The sequence below is a fragment of the Sphingobacterium haloxyli genome, from assembly GCF_002980525.1.
In the GTDB taxonomy this organism is placed as follows: Bacteria; Bacteroidota; Bacteroidia; order Sphingobacteriales; family Sphingobacteriaceae; genus Sphingobacterium; species Sphingobacterium haloxyli.
The window spans coordinates 122,432-144,537 of sequence record NZ_PVBQ01000009.1 but is presented as its reverse complement, the minus strand read 5'-3'; the positions used below and the strand labels follow the sequence as shown (position 1 = coordinate 144,537).

The 22,106-nt window shown below is 43.4% G+C and carries 18 protein-coding genes; 10 read left to right on the top strand and 8 right to left on the bottom strand.

Going from position 1 to position 22,106, the window contains the following annotated elements; all coding sequences use genetic code 11:
* A partial coding sequence (locus C5745_RS13015) for a thioredoxin family protein (RefSeq protein ID WP_133166351.1) occupies window positions 1-815 on the top strand: 815 nt, incomplete at its 5' end.
* A gap of 19 nt (window positions 816-834) precedes the next feature.
* Entirely contained in the window at window positions 835-1,809 is a 975-nt protein-coding gene (gene pfkA / locus C5745_RS13010) for a 6-phosphofructokinase (protein WP_105717447.1), read from the top strand.
* Window positions 1,810-1,837: 28 nt separating this feature from the next.
* Here pfkA and C5745_RS13005 read toward each other — a convergent pair whose 3' ends face one another.
* A complete protein-coding gene (locus C5745_RS13005) occupies window positions 1,838-2,524 on the bottom strand; it encodes a response regulator transcription factor (RefSeq protein ID WP_105717446.1) in 687 nt (228 codons plus the stop codon).
* A gap of 13 nt (window positions 2,525-2,537) precedes the next feature.
* Window positions 2,538-4,397: a sensor histidine kinase gene (locus C5745_RS13000; RefSeq protein ID WP_105717445.1), complete on the bottom strand. Its 1,860-nt coding sequence runs from the start codon at window positions 4,395-4,397 to the stop codon at window positions 2,538-2,540.
* A gap of 187 nt (window positions 4,398-4,584) precedes the next feature.
* On the opposite strand from C5745_RS13000, the gene C5745_RS12995 reads away from it, so the two are divergent.
* Together C5745_RS12995 and C5745_RS12990 are read left to right on the top strand one after the other, a co-directional pair.
* Complete coding sequence (locus C5745_RS12995) at window positions 4,585-5,220, top strand: 4'-phosphopantetheinyl transferase family protein (protein WP_105717444.1); 636 nt, start codon at window positions 4,585-4,587, stop codon at window positions 5,218-5,220.
* Between the two features lie 97 nt (window positions 5,221-5,317).
* Window positions 5,318-6,148, top strand: a complete 831-nt coding sequence (locus C5745_RS12990; protein ID WP_105717450.1) for a UDP-2,3-diacylglucosamine diphosphatase — start codon at window positions 5,318-5,320, stop codon at window positions 6,146-6,148.
* Here the strand turns inward: C5745_RS12990 and C5745_RS12985 are convergent.
* On the bottom strand, window positions 6,145-6,666 hold the full coding sequence (locus C5745_RS12985) for an NADPH-dependent FMN reductase (RefSeq protein WP_105717443.1): 522 nt from the start codon (window positions 6,664-6,666) through the stop codon (window positions 6,145-6,147). The genes C5745_RS12990 and C5745_RS12985 overlap by 4 nt on opposite strands.
* A gap of 221 nt (window positions 6,667-6,887) precedes the next feature.
* On the opposite strand from C5745_RS12985, the gene C5745_RS12980 reads away from it, so the two are divergent.
* Genes C5745_RS12980 through lepB form a run of 5 tightly spaced genes read left to right on the top strand, consistent with a single transcriptional unit; the run spans window position 6,888 to window position 11,670 of the window.
* A complete protein-coding gene (locus C5745_RS12980) occupies window positions 6,888-7,685 on the top strand; it encodes a ParA family protein (RefSeq protein WP_105717442.1) in 798 nt (265 codons plus the stop codon).
* Between the two features lies 1 nt (window position 7,686).
* Window positions 7,687-8,604, top strand: a complete 918-nt coding sequence (locus C5745_RS12975) for a ParB/RepB/Spo0J family partition protein (RefSeq protein WP_105717441.1) — start codon at window positions 7,687-7,689, stop codon at window positions 8,602-8,604.
* Window positions 8,604-9,386, top strand: coding sequence for a DUF5683 domain-containing protein (locus C5745_RS12970; protein WP_105717440.1), 783 nt, complete (start codon window positions 8,604-8,606; stop codon window positions 9,384-9,386). Before C5745_RS12975 ends, C5745_RS12970 begins: the two co-directional genes overlap by 1 nt.
* A gap of 45 nt (window positions 9,387-9,431) precedes the next feature.
* Entirely contained in the window at window positions 9,432-10,172 is a 741-nt protein-coding gene (dapB, locus tag C5745_RS12965) for a 4-hydroxy-tetrahydrodipicolinate reductase (RefSeq protein WP_105717439.1), read from the top strand.
* 7 nt (window positions 10,173-10,179) lie between these two features.
* On the top strand, window positions 10,180-11,670 hold the full coding sequence (gene lepB, locus C5745_RS12960; RefSeq protein ID WP_105717438.1) for a signal peptidase I: 1,491 nt from the start codon (window positions 10,180-10,182) through the stop codon (window positions 11,668-11,670).
* Window positions 11,671-11,698: 28 nt separating this feature from the next.
* Here the strand turns inward: lepB and C5745_RS12955 are convergent, their stop codons facing one another.
* Window positions 11,699-12,418 (bottom strand): pyridoxine 5'-phosphate synthase, encoded by a 720-nt coding sequence (locus tag C5745_RS12955; RefSeq protein WP_105717437.1) that lies wholly within the window; start codon window positions 12,416-12,418, stop codon window positions 11,699-11,701.
* A 75-nt stretch (window positions 12,419-12,493) separates the two neighbouring features.
* Here C5745_RS12955 and cdaA point away from each other — a divergent pair, with 75 nt between their 5' ends.
* Complete coding sequence (gene cdaA, locus C5745_RS12950) at window positions 12,494-13,288, top strand: diadenylate cyclase CdaA (RefSeq protein ID WP_105717436.1); 795 nt, start codon at window positions 12,494-12,496, stop codon at window positions 13,286-13,288.
* Window positions 13,289-13,292: 4 nt separating this feature from the next.
* Here cdaA and C5745_RS12945 read toward each other — a convergent pair whose 3' ends face one another.
* From C5745_RS12945 to metE, 4 genes are all read right to left on the bottom strand, one after another.
* Entirely contained in the window at window positions 13,293-17,861 is a 4,569-nt protein-coding gene (locus tag C5745_RS12945; protein WP_105717435.1) for an efflux RND transporter permease subunit, read from the bottom strand.
* Between the two features lie 7 nt (window positions 17,862-17,868).
* Window positions 17,869-18,993, bottom strand: coding sequence for an efflux RND transporter periplasmic adaptor subunit (locus C5745_RS12940; protein WP_105717434.1), 1,125 nt, complete (start codon window positions 18,991-18,993; stop codon window positions 17,869-17,871).
* A 237-nt stretch (window positions 18,994-19,230) separates the two neighbouring features.
* Window positions 19,231-19,602 (bottom strand): hypothetical protein, encoded by a 372-nt coding sequence (locus C5745_RS12935; protein ID WP_105717433.1) that lies wholly within the window; start codon window positions 19,600-19,602, stop codon window positions 19,231-19,233.
* A gap of 143 nt (window positions 19,603-19,745) precedes the next feature.
* Window positions 19,746-22,058 carry a 5-methyltetrahydropteroyltriglutamate--homocysteine S-methyltransferase gene (gene metE, locus C5745_RS12930; RefSeq protein WP_105717432.1) on the bottom strand — a complete coding sequence of 771 codons (2,313 nt, stop codon included), beginning with the start codon at window positions 22,056-22,058 and terminating at the stop codon, window positions 19,746-19,748.
* Between the last annotated feature and the right edge of the window lie 48 nt (window positions 22,059-22,106).

Here is a 22,106-nt window from a genome sequence, read left to right as displayed (position 1 = left end):
TGGCACTGAAGTTCCTGTCCAACGTGGACCTTGCCTACCACTGGAACTGGCTGGACAGGGAAGTGTTCCTGGCCCTCTGGATAGCCATCTTCGGGATGCTGGGACTGTACCTGATCGGCAAGATACGTTTTGCGCACGACAGCCCCCTGCAGCATCTGTCCGTTACCCGGACCATACTGGCGGTGACCGTGTTCGCCTTCGTGGTGTACATGGTGCCGGGCATGTGGGGGGCTCCGCTGAAGTCGATATCGGCATTCCTGCCGCCCTCGGCCACGCAGGACTTCGACCTCTCGGCGGTAAACTTCGGGGCAGCCCCTGCGGCAGGCACCGGACCGGCAGAGAAGAAAAAATATTACGAGATCTTCCACGACCGGGGTACCCCCAAGGGATTTGATCCGTACTACGACTACGAAGAGGGCCTTGCCGCAGCCAAAGAGCTGGGCAGGCCGGTACTCATCGACTTCACAGGCTGGAACTGTGTCAACTGCCGCAAGATGGAGGCCAATGTGTGGACAGACCCGAGGGTGGCGGCACTGCTCCGCGAGGAGTTCGTGATGGTGGAACTGTTTGTGGACGACAGGACGGAGCTGGCCAAACAGGAACAGTACGTCTCGGAATATTCCGGCAAAAAGATAAATACCATCGGAAAGAAGAACAGCGATTTTCAGGCGTCCGTGTTCAACAGCAACTCCCAGCCACTTTATGTCATCGTGGACACCGGCGGAAATGTGCTGGTGCCCCCTACAGGAGCTGACTACAACGTGAATAGCTACGCAGCATACCTACAGAGCGGAATCGATGCTTTTAAAGAATAAACAATCAATCTAAAAATATATGAAAACGATAAAAAACATCGCAGTTTTAACATCGGGAGGAGATTCGCCAGGGATGAATGCCGGCATCCGTGCCGTTGTTCGTGCAGGCATATACAATCATTTAAATGTATTTGGTGTGCTCCGAGGCTATGACGGACTAGTCAAGGGTGAAATCATGCCTATGGACGCTAAATCGGTAGCCAATATTATTCAGCGCGGCGGAACTATCCTCAAAACGGCACGAAGTGACGAATTCAGAACCTATGAAGGTCGTAAACAAGCCTATGAAAATATCCAAAAACTAGGAATAGACGCCCTAGTTGTCATCGGTGGCGATGGAACATTTACCGGAGCCTCCAAATTTATTGAAGAATTTGACATCCCTATAATAGGGATGCCGGGGACTATCGACAACGATCTGGCCGGAACGGATTTCACTATTGGATACGACACAGCGATTAATACCGTGGTTGACGCTGTTGACAAGATAAGAGATACAGCTGAATCTCACGATCGCGTATTCATTATTGAAGTCATGGGACGTGACTCAGGCCTGATCGCATTACGTTCTGGCATCAGCACGGGAGCTGAAGCCGTATTAATTCCGGAACTAAACGTAGACTATGATGCCATCATGAAACGTCTCGATAAGTCACGTAAAAACAAATCCTCACGTATCATCATTGTCGCAGAAGGAGATAAAGAAGGTGGGGAAGTCGTTTCCGATAAAATCAAGGAGAATTTTCCTCATTACGATGTACGCCTTTCTATACTGGGTCATATCCAACGTGGCGGAAGACCAAGCTGTATGGATAGAGTCCTAGCCAGTAGGCTGGGGGTCGCTTCGGTAGAAGGGTTGTTGGAGGGGCGGCGAGGAGAAATGGCCGGACTTATCTGTGGCCAGGTACATTTCACGCCGTTTAGCAAAGCGATCAAACATATCGATAAAATAAACGAAAACTTAACTAGAATTGTGGAAATTCTATCATTATAAAATTAAAGGGCGCACAGGATGCGCCCTACTAACTTACTAATAACTTATACCCCTTACCGTGAACATTGACAATCTCAACATTAGCATCTTCTTTGAGATATTTACGTAATTTACTCAAGAAAACATCCATACTACGACCCGTAAAATAATTGTCATCGTGCCATATTTTTACTAGCGCCTCCTCTCTTGTAAGCACATCGTTTTTCTTCAAGCACAATAACCGCAACAACTCTGCTTCTTTAGTCGACAGTTTTTGTTGCTGACCTTTGTAAGAAATCAGCTGACTGGTATAATCAAAGAAATAATCCCCAATTTCAAACTTATCTACTAGTTCCTCTTCTTTATCCTTGGACACGCGTTTTAACAACGCGTTGATACGGAGTAATAATTCTTCTACGCGGAAAGGCTTCGTGATGTAGTCGTCTCCTCCCAATTCGAATGCCTGCGTTTTGTCTTCCATCATACCTTTTGCCGTAGCGTAGATTATAGGTACTGTTTTATCCATTTTACGGATGTCTTTGCCTAGTGAAAACCCATCTTTTTTCGGCATCATCACATCAAAAATGCACAAGTCATATTCGTCTTTACGGAAAGCAGTAAGCGCTTCATCGCCATCTTGGGCCAATGTCACATCAAATTTCCCTTTTAATTCTAAGTAATCTTTTAGAAGTTCGCCTAAGTTAGGGTCATCTTCAGCTAGTAATATTTTCTGCATACTATGTTAGTTTTTATGCTTCTCGATCAGGTGTTATACCTTTTAAGGGAAAAGTTAACTCAAAGATTGTGCCTTTGTCTTTTTCACTTTTCACCTGAATTTTACCATTAAGCCGTTTTATAATATCATTGACATAACTTAGTCCTAACCCAAACCCCTTAACATTATGTATATTCCCTGTCGGAATCCGATAGAACTGGTCAAAAATCTTTTCTTTTTGGTCTTTTGTCATCCCCATTCCTTTATCTGCGATAGTCACGATAATACTGTGTTTCGTGTTATACGTCTTTACCGTGATTTCAGGAGCGTCTCTGCTGTACTTGATAGCATTGTCAACTAAGTTAAAAAATACATTGGACAAATGAAGCTCATCCCCAACCACTAAGTCATCGGGAGCAGCTATATCCGTATGGAGTATCCCGTTTGCTCGCTGCAGCTGTAAGTTCATACTATCCAAAACTCCCGAAACGACGGAATTAATGTGGACATCGACCTTTTCTATCTTTAAATTCTCCTTCTCCAAACGAGCAATGTTTAGTACCCGTTCGATATGGTTACCAAGCCGAACATTCTCATCGTAAATAATATTTGCCAATCTGTCTACGCGCTTGCCATCAGCAGCAATCTCGGGATCACGGAGAGATTCACTGGCTATCATAATCGTTGCCACCGGCGTCTTAAACTCGTGGGTCATGTTATTCATGAAATCCGTTTTCATCTCCGAAATCTTCTTTTGCTTGAAAATGATACTTAATGTATAAGCAAAGGCGCCGATGAGCAACGCTAACAATGCGATCATGGGTAAGAGCATATAACTCATGGTATCGCGAATCACCGAAGATTTATTTGGAAAATAAATAGATAGAAGTCCCGGCGAACTGTTCAGATCATTTTCAAATAATTTTGTACTATACTTCGCGAATTGCTTTTTTGTTTTAGGATTGTTGCTTTGCAGGGTTTCATAGATAATATAGCTTTGATCATCTCGTACCTCAATGTTAAAAGGAACATAAATATCACGTTTATTTAGCTCCGCATCCAGTTCTCTTTTTAAAAACTTGATGTTCAAGCGTTCACGAAACGGCTTTTTTGCGAGCAATATACTCGATTCTATATCTTTTAGGATATGTTCGCTTTTTCCACCTATGATAGCTAACGTATCAAAAAGGGTGGTCGCCTGCTGCAATTTCTTCGCATTTAGTACTACCAATTGGTTTTCCAGTTCCTGTAGCTGATCTGCGATTTCCCGATTAGTCCGAGGGATCAGCGTAGCGGTTTGCATTGCCTCTACCCTATTATTTCTAAAATAAGGAATAATAAACCGTGTACTATCATCTTTTGCTGGGATTAAAGGCACTTCACGCTTGGCAGATAATTGTATGTCTGTATCAAAATATCCCTCACCGACATATTTATTAACAACATTAAAATCTATATAGGTTTGATAGCGTTTTCTTCTGATATATGTTTCATAGAACGCATTGTTAACATAAATCGCATTCGGGGCAAGTGCTTTTAGATTCTCTTCCTCTTCTCGATATCGCTGCTCATAGGCAAACTGCTGCTGTTGTAATTTTTTTATCCGCTCCTGGACTTCCAATTGACCTGCCAAAAGCTGTTCATTACGCTCCCGCATAGCTTTATCAGCTTTAAACTTCTCTTGGTTAATCCGGTCCTGCTCGCGGGCAAACTCGAAAATCTCTTGCTTTTCAATTTTGCTTGCAACCGAAGCAAGTGCAGCCGTCACCGCCTCATCAAAAAGCTGGGATTTCTGTTTAAAGGACTCCTTGATAAAATAGTATTGCATGGCCATCACCCCAACAAGAGCTACAGACATTAACCATATAATTAGTGTGATACTACGCTTCTTCATCCTCTATCTGCAAAAATAGCTATGGCTAACCGTTAAAGACTAGCCTTTAACACTATTTAACAGCAAATAGCCTATAAATCAACTTTTTTTATATTCCCACCAAAAGTTATTATCCGCGGAGCACCGGAGAAAAAATAGAATATCACGATCCTCATAATCATGTGCAGCCTTTTTCTTACTTTTGGACATGGCATTGGTATACCTTCGGGAATTAGATAACGACACGAAGTTCGCTATATGGAAAATAGAGGAAACGACTGAAGAGCTGTTAAACCGCTTGCAGCTAGATGAACAAGAGAAATCCGTTTTAGAACGTTTCAGTAAGGGAAAACGTACCCTACACTGGCTAGCATCGCGCGTCCTACTCCGCTGCCTTCTCAAAACAGACGGGTTTATTTCCTGCCCATCCGACGAAAACGGGAAACCCTATTTGCCGAATTACCCATATCAGATATCATTTACACATTCCTACGACTACGCGGGGCTCATTATGAGCCAAAGAGGCCCCTGTGGCATCGACCTCGAAATTGTTAAAGATAAAGTATTGCGTATCAAGGAAAAGTTCATGAAGCCTAATGAGCTCGCTTTTATACAAAACAATAACGTAGAACAGTTGTATGCCTGTTGGTGTGCCAAAGAAGCCGTTTATAAGCTTCAAGGTAATAGGGGTGTCTCTTTTCTTGAAAATATGACTATCCTACCTTTCCAATATAAACCACAAGGTGTCATGACCCTTGTGCTGCGTAAAGACAGCATAAAAAAATCATTTCAGGTATATTACGAGAAGTTTCAAGACTATATGCTAGGATACGTAGTTGACTGAACAGCAACTGATAGACATCCGAAAGCAAATTTGACAATTTGTTAATCTCTGGCACATGATGGGTTAACAAAAGTTGATTTACTTTAAAAAAACGAATATGAAACGAAACGTTGAACTTGTCGTTATTTCTGACGTTCACTTAGGAACGTACGGCTGTCGGTCAGAAGAGCTTCTTAGATACCTCTCCTCTATTGATCCCCAAAAACTCATCCTCAATGGCGATATTATTGATATCTGGCAATTTAGGAAAAGCTACTTTCCAGAATCACACCTCCGTGTACTAAAATATGTACTAGATCTTGCCTATAACGGATGCGAGGTAGTATATATAACCGGAAATCATGATGAGATGCTGCGAAAATTCGGCAAAATGCAGTTTGGCCGCATTGAACTCACCAACAGAAAACTCCTTGATATTGATGGCAAAAAAGCTTGGCTCTTTCACGGAGATGTCTTCGACGCATCAATCCAACACACAAAATGGCTCGCCAAACTGGGTGGCTGGGGGTACGACCGTCTGATACAGTTGAACAACATCATTAACTGGGCCTTGACAAGGCTAGGATATGATAAATATTCTTTGTCAAAAAAAATCAAAAACTCTGTAAAAAAAGCCATCAAATTCATTTCAGACTTTGAAGAGACCGCATCACACCTGGCCATTGAAAACAACTATGATTACGTGATTTGTGGTCATATCCATCAACCACAAATCCGAAATATAGAGACGAAAAAAGGCCATTGTATCTATATGAACTCCGGTGATTGGATCGAAAACCTTACCGCTTTAGAATACCATCAAGGCCAGTGGAATCTATTTAGCTACGAAGAACAGAAAAGTTCTCTAGGCGAGTACCCCAAGGAAACTCCTAAAATTCAGAACACCGTCGAAGAGTTGCTTCACAGTATTGTAAGCGGTCCGGTTTAGAAACGAGCGATCTCTTCGATCTGCTCCTGTACGAATTTCGTGGTCAATTCATCAATAAGCTGATCATCACCCCCCAACTCATCCTGTACCTTAGGCAGATGAATTTTCAAAGGTAATACATGCATACGCATGTAGTTACACACCCCGGTAAAGTGGTCGACTCCCCGTATATTCCCATATTTTCCCGTGGAAACGCCCACTAATGCCGCTTTTTTATGAAAAAATGAAGCAGGAAAAGAGCAAGCATCCATAAAAACCTTTAATATTCCCGGAAAACTGCCATTGTACTCGGGGATGATAAAAACAAATTTACGCGCGCTCGATACTAAAGCCTGTATAGGTTCGAAAGCTTCACTACGTTTCCCATACAAATCCGTCACCGTAATATCACGTGGTAGATCAGACAACGAGAGCAGTTCCCACGATTCTCCCTTGCGCTGTAGTTCCTGCTGATAATATTTAGCTATTTTTAAAGAGTTACTCCGTTCGCGATTTGTTCCCGATATAATTAAGTTCATATTATAAAATAGTGCTGTTACAAAAAGCCCTTATTCTATATAAAAGGGTAATGCTATTTTTTTGTATCTTAGCAACCTTAGCCGTTGGGTAAGAGCTTTTGCCAAAAATACGATTTTTAACATCATTTAAGCATTTGCTTTATCTTAGGAATGTAAATTTGGCCGTAACTTTGGAAAAGTTTTATCCGGTCGGCGTTTAGATATAAAAGGGTTTCAATCTCATGGGAAAAATAATAGCAATAGCCAATCAGAAAGGCGGTGTAGGAAAAACAACAACTTCCATCAATTTGGCGGCGAGTTTGGCTGTTTTGGAGCATAAGACGTTGTTGGTAGATGCCGATCCTCAAGCAAATTCCACTTCGGGGATTGGTTTTGACCCGCGGGTAATCAAAGCGAGCGTATATGAATGTTTGGTAAACGACCTCCCCCCTCGCGAGGCTATTCAGCAAACAGATACACCTAACCTTGATCTGCTACCGGCACATATTGACCTCGTAGGTGCAGAAATTGAGATGATCAACATGCATGAACGCGAGTTCAAAATGAAGAAAATGTTAGATGAAATAAAAGACGACTACGATTTCATTATCATAGACTGTTCACCCTCTTTAGGATTGATTACCATCAATGCATTAACAGCATCTGATTCAGTTATCATCCCTGTACAATGCGAATATTTTGCCTTGGAAGGCTTAGGAAAATTATTAAATACCATTAAAATCGTTCAAACGCGATTGAACACTAGCTTAGAAGTCGAAGGTATTTTATTAACCATGTACGACGTGCGGCTGCGCCTTTCGAATCAAGTAGTCGAAGAAGTTCGTACGCATTTCAGTGACTTAGTATTTGATACCATCATTCAACGAAATACACGTTTAAGCGAGGCACCAAGCTTCGGTATTTCGGTTATCATGCACGACGCATCGTGTAAAGGCGCTATCAACTATTTGAACCTCGCACGTGAAATATTACAGAAAAACGGTTTAGTTACAGAAAAGTCGCAAACAGCAACAATATAGTATGGCATTACAAAGAAAAACAGGATTAGGAAAGGGCTTGGGTGCACTATTGCAAGGTGATGATGTGCAAGTGACAAAGAACGTGGGCAAGACAGATGCTGTAGCGAGAGAAAATACGAATCCAGCAGCCGGCAGCATCAATTTTATTAAAATTAGCCAAGTCGCTGTTAATCCTTTTCAGCCTCGTACGGATTTCGACGAACAAGCCTTACAAGAGCTTTCCGAATCGATCAAAGTACAAGGGTTAATCCAACCCATTACGGTACGTCAGGTAAGCAAAAGCGAGTACCAATTAATCAGTGGAGAACGTCGATTAAGAGCAGCAAAATTAGCGGGAATCGACGATATACCAGCATACGTTCGCACAGCCAATGACCAGCAAATGCTGGAGATGGCACTTATTGAGAATATCCAGCGTGAGAACCTCAACGCCATTGAAGTCGCATTGAGCTTTCAACGTATGATTGAAGAATGTGACCTTAAACAAGAAGAACTTGGCGAACGGGTGAGTAAAAATCGCTCAACTGTAACAAACTATCTTCGTTTGTTGAAATTACCTCCTGTTATTCAAGCGGGTATCCGTGACGGGCAGATTTCTATGGGGCATGCGCGTGCGCTGATCAATGTAGGCGAAATAGAGAAACAGCTGTATGTTTATCAAGAAATTATCGATAAAGGGCTTTCTGTCCGGATGACCGAGATTTTGGTACGTAACATACAACAACAGAACAAACCGAAAAAAAATCCGGTGGGCAAGCAGTTGGACTTCCAATACCAAAAAATTGAAGACGATCTGGCTTCCAGATTTTCTACCCGTGTAAAATTAAACATGAAAAATAGTAGAGGCAAAGGGGCTATTGAAATTCCTTTCGAAAGTGAAGACGATCTAAGTCGTATCTTGGAATTATTAGACTGGTAATGCGTTACAAATTTTTACTGTTCTTGATCGTTGTCGCTACGTTGAGCATACGCGCACAGGAGCGGGATACGATAACGAAAGCTGTAGATACTACGGCAATAGATACCGCTACGACGAAGGTCGCACTTCAGGATTCGGTAGATATGCCCCAAGATACCCTCGGGAATGTGCAGGACAGCGTACGAAAAGAAACCCGAAAAGAGCGCAGAGCGAGGGAAAAAGCGGAGAAAGAACACGAAAAATACTACTATAAAGATATCAAAAAAGATTCTACCCGTTTGGAAATTGAACACCTTTCCCGTACCGCTTGGAAGCGTTCTTTGATTTTACCCGGATGGGGGCAATATACCAACAAGGGGTTGTGGTGGGTCAAAGTGCCGATTATATATGGGGGATTGGTCACGGGTTATGTCGTGTTCGATTACTGGCAGTGGTATTATAAAAAGTTCTTGGATGAGTTGGATTATCGTATAAAGTACCATGACGAGCCGAATGACCCCGACCTCATGAACTGGGGAACCCAAGGTCTAGTTCAGCAAAAAGATTATGGACGCAGAAACCGGGATTTAACCATTCTGATCACGGCGGGTTTTTGGGGGTTGAATGTTGTAGAAGCATACGTGGATTCGATGTTAAAATATAGATGGAATATTGGTTCTGACATGACAATGAAGATTCGTCCTACGCTTATGCCCGCAATGAATACAGCGTTGATCGGTTCTCATGCTTTAGGAGGCTTTGGCGTGACACCAGGTATCAAACTAACAATGAATTTAAAATAAATTAACCAGCTACGAGCCGAGCGAGCTCATGAAATAATTATTATAATGAAAATAGTAATTTTAGGATACGGCAAAATGGGGCAGCTTATCGAAAAATTTTCGATGAAGCGAGGCCACGAAATTTTTCTCATTGTCGATAAAAATAATCGTGAATCTATTTCAGCAGATGATATTGCGGAAGCAGACGTCGCCATAGATTTTAGTGAACCGGCAGCAGCGCTGGACAATATTCATCTGTGTTTCGAAGCAAATTTACCTATTGTCGTAGGCACCACAGGTTGGTACGACCATTTAGATGAAGTACAATCGATATGTGAGGATGAAAACCAAACGATGCTCTATGGCTCTAATTTTAGCATCGGCGTAAATGTCTTTTTCCACGTAAACAAATTATTGGCAAAAGCCATGAGCCCTTATAAGCAATACGACGTGCAGGTTGAGGAAATACACCATATCCATAAGCTCGATGCTCCAAGCGGAACCGCAATCACCATTGCCGAAGGAATTTTAGAAAACACATCCGATAAAACAAAATGGGTTAACGATGTTATTGGTGAGGGCGAGGAAGTGATCCCAAAATCAGATGAATTGCTAATTGAAAGTCACCGCATTGAAGAGGTCCCGGGGACACACACGGTTTTGTATAGCTCCGAAGTGGATCAAATCGAATTTAAACACACGGCACATAGCCGTGCCGGCTTTGCTTTGGGGGCAGTAGTCGCTGCGGAATGGGTGCAAGATAAAAAAGGATTTTATCAAATAACAGAGATGTTTGATTTTATGTAACAACAATATGTATTATATCATTTTTACCATATTAACTATAGTCACATTATACGGATTATGGTTACTATTCAAAAAAGCAGGAAAGCAGGGTTGGGAAGCCATTATTCCTTTTTATCGGGAATACGTCATGGCACAATTAACCGCCCGCCCTACATGGTGGGTCATCCTGCTACTTGTACCTATCGTAAATATCTTCATTTTTTACGCCCTGTACCTCGATTTCCTAAAAAGTTTCGGAAAACGTCGTTTCTGGGAATCTGTTGTCGCCGTATTATTACCTTTTATATTCTTACCGTTGTGGGGAAGAGACCCAAATGTAAAATATTTAGGGCAATCCAACACGGAGGCCTTCCACAAAAAATATCCCTACAAGAAAACGGTAGCACGTGAGTGGGCTGATGCCATTATTTTTGCAACAATAGCAGCAACATTGATTAGAGGTTTTCTCATTGAGGCCTATATGATCCCTACCGGATCGATGGAGCGCAGTTTATTGATTGGTGACTTCCTATTTGTAAGTAAGCTGAATTACGGGCCACGTGTCCCTATTACACCCATCGCTTTTCCATTTGCACACCATACGATGCCAGTGACGGGAGGAAAAGCTTATTCTGAAGCGATACAGCTACCTTACAAACGTTTGCCGGGCTTCCAAAAGATAAAACGGAATGACGTCGTCGTATTCAACTTTCCCGCAGGAGACACCGTGGCTTTAGAATATCAAGAACGGACCTACGCAGATCTTGTACGCGAAATGGGAAAAGACATAGTGCACAATCAATTTACCATCGAAACCCGTCCTATTGACAAACGCGAAAACTATATCAAGCGTTGTGTCGGAATGCCTGGTGATGTGGTATCCTTAGAACGCGCGAAACTGTTTATAAATGGGGAACCGGCGTTTACCCCTCCCGAGATGCAAATGGCCAATTTTATTTACACAGACGGATCAGGACTTAACCGAGAAAGAATGCATGACTTGCGCATAGACTTCCAACAAATGTCTGATCCCAGCGTCTTCATGATGCACCTTACTGTAAAGCAAGCCGAGACAATAAAGAGTTGGGGGAACGTAAGAGAGGTCGAAATGTACATTGACGAGAGTTCCGCCGCCTACCCCCACGATAAGCACTACAACTGGAGCATAGATAACTTCGGTCCTCTTACCATTCCTGCCGAAGGTTGGACAGTAGCGCTAGACTCGCTTACCATTCCGTTATATGGTCGCGCTATACGAGACTACGAAGGCAACACCTTAGAGAAAAAAGCGGACGGCTATTATATCAACGGAGAAAGAGCAGACAGCTATACATTCAAACAAAATTACTATTGGATGATGGGAGACAATAGACACAACTCATTAGATTCCCGTTCATGGGGTTTTGTGCCAGAAGACCATATCGTTGGAAAAGCACTATTTACATGGATGAGCTGGGATGACAAAGGAACATTCCTTTCCAAAATACGATGGAACAGAATCTTTAAGGGGATTAATTAAAGTTAGATACAGGGCGTTTGCCCTGTATCTAAGCCTTTAACGCTAACAAATACCGTTTTATTGTTTCTTCCAGTCCCAGGTACAACGCGTCGGCAATAAGCGCATGACCAATACTTACTTCGAGTAGCCCAGGAATGCGTTCGTTAAAATACTTTAAGTTATGCAAATCCAGGTCATGACCGGCATTTAATCCAAGCCCCACTTCCTGTGCTTTTCGAGCCGCCTTAATATAGGGCGCGATAGCTTTTTGATCATCGTAACCAAATTCCGCTGCATAGCCCTCCGTATAAAGCTCTACTCTATCGGTACCCGTTTCCGCAGCCCCCTCGACCATCTCCTCATCGGGATCAACAAAAATAGACACCCGAATTCCGTTGTCTTGAAATCGTTTTACCACATCTCTCAAATAATCTCTATGTTCGATGGTGTTCCAGCCATGATTGGAAGTAATCTGATTAAGCGCATCCGGAACTAATGTTACTTGTGTCGGTTTGTTCGCCAACACCAAATCTACAAATTTTTGTTCCCGGCAATTTCCCTCTATGTTGAATTCCGTCGTAATCTCAGCCTTGATATCATAAACATCTTGATAACGAATATGCCTTTCGTCCGGACGGGGATGTACCGTGATTCCCTGTGCTCCAAAACGTTCACAAGCTAATGCAGCAGCTACCACATTGGGCACATTCCCTCCCCTAGCGTTTCGTAGCGTGGCAATCTTATTAATATTTACCGATAGTTTAGTCATAGTATTATTTCGTTTTACGCATTCCAAATACGTCCTCACGAAATTCCAAAAAAAACCTTAAATTGCAAACAGATAATGAACAATCTTGATCCAAATATTTTCAGTGGCTTTCGCTTACTGGACATCATTGATATTTTACTGGTGGCCATTATCATCTATTATATATATAGTTTGATAAAAGGCACCATTGCCGTTAATATTCTTATAGGAGTAGGTCTTTTCTATGGCATCTATCTTGTTGTAAAACAAATGGAAATGCGTCTGCTTACCGAAATTTTTGGAGGATTTATTTCCGTTGGTTCCATAGCGTTAATCGTCGTTTTTCAACAGGAAATACGACGATTTCTAATTCATATTGGAAAGAACATTTCACTGCGGCGGAAGAAGTTCTTCTGGTCCTTCCTGAATACCAAAAAAACTTCACAAATTGACAACGGCGAACAACTAAAACCCATCATTGACGCCTGCCGTAGCATGTCGCGGTCCCGTACTGGAGCCCTGCTCGTATTTTCGCGCTACTTTGACGAAGAATATTATCAATCCAGCGGCGAATATATTGATGCCCCGGTGTCCAAACGTTTATTGGAGAGTATTTTTTTCAAAAACAGCCCGCTACATGATGGCGCCGTTGTTATTGTCGACTTTCGCATCATGACGGCGAGCTGTGTATTACCATTGTCCGATAGCGAGGATCTACCACCGCAATTTGGATTACGTCACCGGGCGGCCATCGGCGTCACCGAAGTATCCGAGGCGGTCGCAGTTATCGTATCCGAAGAAACGGGAGAAATATCGTTTGCTAAAGATGGAAACGTCAATATGAATCTCAGTCCGGAGGAGTTGGAGAAAATATTGAGAGAGGAGCTGTAGCATGCTACTGCCACCCTCCCCCAAGCGTTTTATAAATAACGATCTCATTTAATAATTCCTCTTTTTGTATCTCCACCTCATCCAGCTCGGCGGAAACTGCATCTTTCTGTGCTGTGATGATTTCCAGGTAAGATACTCGTCCGGCGATGAATAACTCGTTGGCAGCATCTACAGCACCTTTGAGCGCCTCTACTTCTTCTTTAATATATTGTTGTCGCTGTTCGATATGATCTTGCGTTTTCACCGCGTTCGACACCTCATTATAGGCATTGAGTACCCGCTTTTCATACTCCAGAAAGCTTAGGCCATACATCGCTTTGTAGGTTTCATATTGGCTTTTTAACTGACGTTGATTAAAAATTGGAGCGGTCAGGCCGCCGGCCAGACCATAAGTCAACGATTTGTCCATATTGACAAGCTTGTTCAGGCTAAATGCTTGCAACCCCATAAAAGGTGATAATACGACGCTGGGAAGGAAAGCCGCTTTAGCAAATTTCACGTCCTGCTCTGCTCCGATAAGCAGGAAAGAAGCCTCTCGAATATCGGGTCGTAAGGCAAGCATCTGAAAAGGCACCCCCACATCAAGCTTTTCAAATAACGGACGATCTCCAAATTTGCCTTCTGTCCGTCGAACTTGGTTATTAAATCTTCCTGTCAAGTAGTTAATATGGTGTTCTAACAGCGTGATTTCCTGTCTAGTCCGTTCACGCTCAGCCCGCGAATTAGCCAGAAAAGCCTTAAATTGCTGCACACCAAGTTGTGTGGCGCGTCCAGCTTCCTTTTGCAACTCCGTAATTTCCAACGCCCGTTCATTCAATACGATGTTGTTGTCAAACACTTTAATCTTCGCATCTAAGCTAAGCAACTCGTAATAAGCTGAAGCGATATTCGTCACCAGCTCCGTCTCTACCAATCGTCGCGCTTCGTTCTCCGCCAGCAAACTATTAAATGCCGCATTTTTCTGCGCACGTAACTTGCCCCACAAGTCCAGTTCCCACGACGCTCGGACACCGACAAAATAGTCCGGCAATACTTCCGGAATCTGTTCGTCGTCTTTTAAATTTTCCGAAAATCCCGTATCATAGTTACCAATACCCTCTTCCGTATAGAAACCATATTTTCTCAATCCAGCTTCCGCAGCCAGGTCTAAAGTAGGTAAAAGAGCCGCCTTTCGTTGCTTAAAGCTTGCCTGTGCAATCTCAATGCGCTGAATAGCTTGCTGCAAGTCATAATTATAGATTAATGCCGAATCGATTAGTGCTTTTAGGTAAGGGTCTGTAAATATTTCCTTCCACGGTCGGTGAGCAATATTTGCGGTATCCGTATTTACTGATGCCAGACTATCATGATGGAATTGCGTCGGCAGTTCTGCATGTGTTTCTTTTCCCAGTTCTTTCGGCACGGTACATGATACTACCAAACCCGAAGCAATTAATAAAGCCACGACTTTCGGCACCATGCTTTTATTCTTTTCCTTTTTCTTCCGCGAAAACATCACATATAATCCCGGAATAATAATAACACCAAATAATGTCCCGATTAACATACCACCCACAGATGCCGTACCGATCGTCCGGTTTCCAATCGCACCGGCACCAGACGCTAGCATCAATGGTATTAGCCCAGCGATAATGGCAAACGATGTCATCAATATAGGACGTAATCTCACATAAGCACCTTCTATCGCCGCCTGTAATACATTCATCCCCTGTTTTTGTTTCAATACAGCATATTCCACAATCAAAATGGCATTTTTACCAAGTAGACCAATCAACATGACCATTGCCACCTGCGCATAAATGTCGTTTTCCAACCCAAGCAATTTCAAGAACAAGAAAGAGCCAAAAACACCCGGCGGAAGCCCTAAGATAACGGGCAGCGGTAACAAAAAACTTTCGTATTGCGCGGATAGCAATAAATACACAAACACCAAACATAACGCAAAGATGTAAATCGCTTGATTTCCGGAGATAACCTGCTCTCGCGTCATGCCCGCCCATTCTATTGCGTACCCCTGAGGCAGGTCTTCTGCCAATCTTTGTATCGTCTCGATTGCTTGACCCGTGCTATAACCCGGTGCCGGTTGACCATTCAACATGGCCGACGTAAACATATTATAGCGTGTTATTTGTTCAGGTCCATACACACGCTTCATCTTTATAAAAGAAGAATAGCGCACCATCTCCCCGTCTTTAGTTTTTACAAACAGATCCAAGACATCCTCCGGTCGTTGACGATAATGCGGATCGGCCTGTACCATCACTTTATACATCTGCCCGTAACGGATAAAATTAGTCGCGTAAAAACTTCCCATTAGCGTTTGCAGTGTTGTCATGGCGTTTTCAACCGAAATTCCTCTTTTGGCGGCCATATCATAATCTACCTCCAACATATACTGAGGGAAGCTGACATCGAAACTCGACGAAACTCCTTCTATGGATTCCGTGTCATTGAGCGCTGTTACGAATTCGTCGACGACCCTTGCCGTCTGATTTAAATCCTCATTTCCACTACGATCCAATAAGCGCAATTCAAACCCCGACGCGTTACCAAATCCCGGAACTGTCGGCGGTGGAAAGAACTCAATCCTAGCATCGACAATGTGCGCGGTCTTTTCCTGCAATTCTCGCATCACATCATCCACCGTAACATTTCGCTCGTCCCAAGGCCTAAGATTAATCATACCCATACCGTACGATGCGCCCGACACCTCGGTCAACAGACTGTACCCCGCAAGCGTAGAAACGGTCTCGACCGACTCCAAGCTTCGGGCAATCTCACCCACCTCATTCAACGCCCGTTCTGTACGGTCTACCGTCGCACCCGGCGGAGTTGTTACATTTATATAAACCATCCCTTGATCCTCAGTAGGAATAAAGCCCGACGGCAATATACTGCTGACACCCCAAGTGGCAACAAAAAAGAAAATAAGCATCCCAACTGTCACGATCCTCCGACCCGCTATGCGCGTCAATAACCTTCGATAGCCACCCGCTGTTTTATCGTACGAGGAGTTAAATTTCTTGAAAAATCTATTTAACCAGCTATTCGACTCTTTTTTATCATGGGGCGAACGGAGGATAAGCGCGCATAGCGCTGGTGTCAACGTTAAGGCATTGATTCCCGAAATCACGATCGCCGCCGCTAAGGTCAGGGAGAACTGGCGGTAGAATACCCCCACCGGGCCCGAAAGGAAGGCTACCGGTATAAACACCGCCGACATCACCAAGGTAATGGCAATAACAGCCGAACCCACTTCCTTCATTGCAGCAAGTGTAGCCTCCATAGGGGGCAGATGTTCCTCCTCCATTTTAGCAAAGACAGCCTCGACGACGACAATACCGTTATCCACCACAATACCGATTGCCAGCACCAATGCAAACAACGTCAGCAAATTAATGGAGAAACCCATCATCAACATAAAAAACATAGCCCCGATCAAACTTACCGGTACAGCAAGAATTGGTATGATGGTAGCTCTGAAATCCTGCAAAAAGATGAATACAACCAAAAATACAAGGATAAATGCTTCCAATAGCGTCTTCACCACGCTGGACATCGATGCGTCGAGAAAACGGGAAACATCGTATCCCATACTATATTCCATTCCTGGTGGAAACGTCATAACCTTTAATTCCTCCATGCGGTCTTTTACACGTTGGATTACCTCTTGGGCATTTGATCCGGGCAACTGTTTCATCATAATGGAAGCCGATGGTCGCCCATCTGCTTTCGAAGCCATCTCATACTCTAACGATCCGAATTCGACCTCAGCCACATCACGAATCCGTAAGATAGAACCGTCTGAGTTAGCTCGAATAGGCACATTAGCATACTCCTGAGGTTCGGTAAACCGGCCGGGGTAGCGCAGCACATACTGCTGCATGTTTACCGTTTTGTCTGATCCAATCCCCGTTTGTCCCGGAGCCGCCTCAATATTCTGCCGGCGCAAGGCTTCTATTACTTCTTCTGTAGATATTTGATACGCCGCCAAACGGTCCGGTTTAAGCCAAACACGCATAGCATAATCCTTAAATCCCATAATTTCAGCAAAGCCGACACCCTCGATTCGCTTCAGTTCTTTAAGAATATTGATATCAGTAAAATTATATATGAATCGCTCATCCGCAGTCTCATCCGAAGTATAAATATTGAGGTACATCAACATACTATTTACTTCCTTTTCGGTAAGTACACCCGCACGTATTACTTCTTCAGGCAGCTCATCTATCACCGTCGAGACTCGGTTCTGCACATTAACCGCAGCGATATCTGGATCTACACCGACATTAAAAGCTATTTGAATAAGTGTAGTCCCATTATTCGTAGTCACCGTATTCATCGAAGTCATACCAGCGACTCCATTAATTGCCCTTTCCAACGGGATAGCGACTGCATCGGTACTTACCTCTGCGTTTGCACCGGTATAACTTGCAGTTACCACCACTGAGGGGGGAACAATATCCGGAAATTGTGTAACGGGCAAAGTAAATAAGGCCAAGACCCCCAATAATGTGATGAAAATGGATATCACCAACGAAAGTACAGGCCGCTTTATATAAGTTTCAAACATCTGGCAATTAATTTATATTTATTTCTGAGGTATTCCGTTCTACAGGGTTCACCTTCATACCATCACGAAGCCCCTGTACGCCTTCGAAAACAATTTTCTGATCATCGTCCAAACCACTAGCGACAATATAGTAGTGGCCGACACGTTCACCAGCCCGAAAAGGTTTCATTTGCACAGTAGAGTCGCTATTTAATACATATACATATGCCTTGTCTTGGATCTCTACCACCGATTTTTGATGCACGAACTTGGTGTCCCCCGTTGCTACCGGCACACCTATTTTACCAGATGCACCGTGTTTTAGTAACCCCTCCGAGTTTGGAAATTTTGCCCGCAGCGATATAGAACCTGTACCTGGATTGAACTCGCTCTCCACAATTCTTGCTTCTCCAGCATGCGGGTACTCCACACCATTTGCCAAAGCGAGCTTTACTTCCCTTTTAAATGTATTCTTTCTGAAGTTGGAGTCGCTGGCAAGATTCAAATATTCGGTTTCCGAAATATCAAAATAAACATTTACAGCACCTAAGTCAGATATCGTTGTAATCAAAGAACCCTCCTCCAATAACGACCCCTCTTTCAATAAAATCCTATCAATACGGCCGCTGAACGGAGCACGGATGCGTGTTTGGGAAAGCTTGGTCTGCATCTGATTTTTCACCGCCTTCGCTTCTTCTATTTTAGAAAGCGCCGCTTTATATTGTACCTTGATGAGATCAGCCTCTGTCGACGACACAATATTTTTTTCGACGAGTTTCTTGATTCGCTCCCGCTCCAATTCTACTTTTTTTGCTTCGGAGATCGCGATATTCAGGGCCGCTTCTGCTTTTGCATAATCAGCCTTATATTCTTCGTCATTCAATTGAAAAAGCACCTGCCCCGCTTTAACAGCCGCCCCCTCATCGACGTATATCTTTTCTAAAAAGCCCGTCAAACGCGAGCGCAGCTCAACATTCTTGTTTGCCTGAATGTCCGCGATATATTCCTGATAAATGGTCGTATCCATTACCATAAGGTCCGTTACCGGCACCCGCGTCATTACCTCGGCCTTGTTTTCTGTACTCTTAACGGTACAGCTGCTAGCAAACAATGCCAATCCCACTACCGGGAATACCAATGAAAGTGTCTTCATGTATTATTATTACTTAAAAAATGATGAAATCTGTAATTAAACTCTAGCGCGCTTACAAATAGGTCATACGGATTAATGAGTCTCTCCTGAGCGAAATTATAGTCTTCTCGAGAAGATTAAACCGTAGCAAGTCAGCCGACGACTCACTATTGCCTACTTGTAACGTTTGGGTTAAAACCAATCGCTAATATCCACGAAAATAATCGAAGATTTGGGAAATTATTGGGAATAGAAAAGCTAGAAGGGTTGTAGCCTATATAAGTACATATAGTAGCCCGGCACAATACGCCGCTTCCTCCCGTCGTATACCGGATGTTTGATATATGAGGTCAGCTGCTTAAAAGAAAACAGGACTGCCAGAACTAATACAAAGAGCGATAGCGATAGGGCTTGCTGCCCGTGCGATCTGTATTCGTCGTAGGGAATTTCAACATCAGCCGCATCCTTATCAATGGGAAGAGCTAATACATCATCCAGCACGATCTCCAAAAGTGATTCGCCATTCAGAAGAGAATCGTCATGCCTTATGCCAGACACTGTCTCCGGTTGATAAACCAGAATATTCAGATAGCACAACAACACCAAAGCGTGAACGATTTTAAACCACATTTGAGGCAAAAATACTAACCTTATGTGAAGTAAACTACCCTACCATTGTAAAAAAAGTGTTAACCATACGTTTATCAAGACAACGGCCCGAGGAAAAATCCCGCGGGCCGTGTCTACTTTTATAATACTAATTACCGTGAATACTATTCTGCGCGTAATATCTTAGCTGCTTCCACCATAGATTCAAGCGCTGCTTTCGTCTCTGGCCATGCACGGGTTTTCAAACCACAATCAGGGTTTACCCATAGCTGTTCAGCAGGCACAACGGCTTTCGCTTTGCGAAGTAAGTGCACCATCTCCTCTGTGTTAGGCACACGTGGCGAATGTATATCGTACACACCCGGGCCAATATCATTTGGATATTTGAAATCTCCGGCAAAGGCATCAAGCAATTCCATTTGTGAACGCGATGTTTCTATCGTAATCACATCAGCATCCATAGCCGCGATGTCCTGAATGATATCATTGAACTCCGAGTAACACATGTGTGTATGGATTTGAGTATCATCTTCCACATTGGATGACGAAACACGGAACGCTCGAACAGCCCAGTTCAAATAATCTTGCTGATCGGTTTTACGCAAAGGAAGTCCCTCCCGAATAGCTGGCTCATCAATTTGGATGATTTTGATACCCGCTTTTTCCAATGCCTGCACCTCGTCCAAAATAGCCAAAGCAATTTGATAAGTCGTTGTCGAACGGGGTTGGTCGTTACGTACAAATGACCATTGCAAAATAGTAACCGGTCCAGTCAACATCCCTTTTACAGGGCGATCTGTCAAGGACTGTGCATACGCAGACCAGCGAACCGTCATATCCGCAGGGCGATAAACATCACCATAAATAATTGGAGGTTTTACACAACGGGAGCCATAAGACTGTACCCATCCATTTTTCGTGAACGCATAGCCAGCCAATTGCTCGCCGAAGTACTCCACCATGTCATTACGTTCAAACTCACCGTGTACCAACACATCAATATCCAGTTCTTCTTGCAAACGGATAGTTCTTTCGGTTTCTTCCGCAATTTCTTTGTCGTACTGCTCCTGCGTAATCGCACCTTTTTTCAGGTCTGCTCTCCACTTACGGACGTCTTTCGTCTGCGGGAAAGACCCGATTGTCGTCGTAGCAAACGCCGGCAAATTAAATTTCGCCTGCTGCGCCGCTTTACGAGTGGAAAACGGAGACGTACGAGTCGCATCGTCATCCGTAATATTCGCGGTGCGCTCTTTCACTTCCGGTCTATGGATCAACGGTGAAGTACGACGACTTTCCGCAGCCGCCTTGTTCGCTTCAAAACGCTCAGTGGTTTTTGCATCCGCTTCACCATCAGCCAACACCGCCAAGTCTTTCACTTCGGCTAACTTTTGTTTTGCAAAAGCCAACCAGTTCTTCACCTCAGCTGGCAAAGATTCTTCATTATCCTCGTTATCCAAATCAAACGGAACATGCAATAACGACGAGGAGGGGGCAACCCACACCCGGTCAGCTCCCAATGCATCTACTGCCTGTCTGATTTTCACCAACGATTTTTCATAGTCGTTTTTCCAGATGTTTCGCCCTTCAACAACCCCTAAAGAAAGTGTCAAAGATGCAGGAACTTTTGATAAAACAGTATCTAGTTGATTTTCTCCACGAACAAGATCAAGGTGAAGCGCATGAACCGGTAAGTTCACCGCCGTTTCTTCGTTGTCGCGGAGAGCTTCGAAATAAGTTGCCGCAATCAATTTGATGCCCTTAGCTGCAGTAGCCAATTTTTCAAACACTTTACCGTATAAAGTGCGTGTAGCATCATCAATATCCAATGCTAAGAACGGCTCATCGATCTGCACATATTGTGCACCTGCATCAGCCAACTTTGCTAAGATCTCCTCATAAACAGGCAATAATCTATCAATTAAATCAATACGATTAAAGCCCTCTTCCTTTTCTTTACCTATTAAAAGATAAGTTATCGGGCCAATCAATACAGGTTTTGTTTCAATACCCAATGATTTAGCCTCGTTGTACTCGTTCAAGAATTTCTCCGACGTCAATTTAAACGTTTGATCTTTCGTAAATTCCGGAACAAGATAGTGATAGTTCGTATCGAACCATTTAGTCATTTCCATCGCCGTGACGTCCACACCCTCCTCTTGGAATCCGCGTGCCATCGCAAAATATAAGTCTAAATTATATTGGCGATCAATTTTGTTTAACAGCGAGCTGTAACGAGCTGGAATAGCGCCTACTGTTAGAGACAAATCCAATACTTGGTCATAAAAAGAAAAGTCATTGGATGGAATCAAGTCGATACCTGCCTCTTTCTGTGTCTTCCAATTGCCTTCACGGATTTTAAGTCCTGCTTGCAATAGTTCTTCCGCGCCGATTTTCTTAGCCCAATAAGCTTCATTGGCCTTTTTCAATTCGCGGAATGCACCCACTCTCGGGTAGCCTAAATTGTTTGTTAATAACATAATATATCTGTTGTTGTGTTAATTTTTCTTATCTTTTTTGCTTTGGAG

What these genes read in the sequence shown, in the direction of transcription:
- pfkA (WP_105717447.1), top strand. Translation starts at nt 835, where the DNA reads ATGAAAACGATAAAAAACATCGCAGTTTTAACATCGGGAGGAGATTCG.
- C5745_RS13005 (WP_105717446.1), bottom strand. Translation starts at nt 2,524, where the DNA reads ATGCAGAAAATATTACTAGCTGAAGATGACCCTAACTTAGGCGAACTT.
- C5745_RS13000 (WP_105717445.1), bottom strand. Translation starts at nt 4,397, where the DNA reads ATGAAGAAGCGTAGTATCACACTAATTATATGGTTAATGTCTGTAGCT.
- C5745_RS12995 (WP_105717444.1), top strand. Translation starts at nt 4,585, where the DNA reads ATGGCATTGGTATACCTTCGGGAATTAGATAACGACACGAAGTTCGCT.
- C5745_RS12990 (WP_105717450.1), top strand. Translation starts at nt 5,318, where the DNA reads ATGAAACGAAACGTTGAACTTGTCGTTATTTCTGACGTTCACTTAGGA.
- C5745_RS12985 (WP_105717443.1), bottom strand. Translation starts at nt 6,666, where the DNA reads ATGAACTTAATTATATCGGGAACAAATCGCGAACGGAGTAACTCTTTA.
- C5745_RS12980 (WP_105717442.1), top strand. Translation starts at nt 6,888, where the DNA reads ATGGGAAAAATAATAGCAATAGCCAATCAGAAAGGCGGTGTAGGAAAA.
- C5745_RS12975 (WP_105717441.1), top strand. Translation starts at nt 7,687, where the DNA reads ATGGCATTACAAAGAAAAACAGGATTAGGAAAGGGCTTGGGTGCACTA.
- C5745_RS12970 (WP_105717440.1), top strand. Translation starts at nt 8,604, where the DNA reads ATGCGTTACAAATTTTTACTGTTCTTGATCGTTGTCGCTACGTTGAGC.
- dapB (WP_105717439.1), top strand. Translation starts at nt 9,432, where the DNA reads ATGAAAATAGTAATTTTAGGATACGGCAAAATGGGGCAGCTTATCGAA.
- lepB (WP_105717438.1), top strand. Translation starts at nt 10,180, where the DNA reads ATGTATTATATCATTTTTACCATATTAACTATAGTCACATTATACGGA.
- C5745_RS12955 (WP_105717437.1), bottom strand. Translation starts at nt 12,418, where the DNA reads ATGACTAAACTATCGGTAAATATTAATAAGATTGCCACGCTACGAAAC.
- cdaA (WP_105717436.1), top strand. Translation starts at nt 12,494, where the DNA reads ATGAACAATCTTGATCCAAATATTTTCAGTGGCTTTCGCTTACTGGAC.
- C5745_RS12945 (WP_105717435.1), bottom strand. Translation starts at nt 17,861, where the DNA reads ATGTTTGAAACTTATATAAAGCGGCCTGTACTTTCGTTGGTGATATCC.
- C5745_RS12940 (WP_105717434.1), bottom strand. Translation starts at nt 18,993, where the DNA reads ATGAAGACACTTTCATTGGTATTCCCGGTAGTGGGATTGGCATTGTTT.
- C5745_RS12935 (WP_105717433.1), bottom strand. Translation starts at nt 19,602, where the DNA reads ATGTGGTTTAAAATCGTTCACGCTTTGGTGTTGTTGTGCTATCTGAAT.
- metE (WP_105717432.1), bottom strand. Translation starts at nt 22,058, where the DNA reads ATGTTATTAACAAACAATTTAGGCTACCCGAGAGTGGGTGCATTCCGC.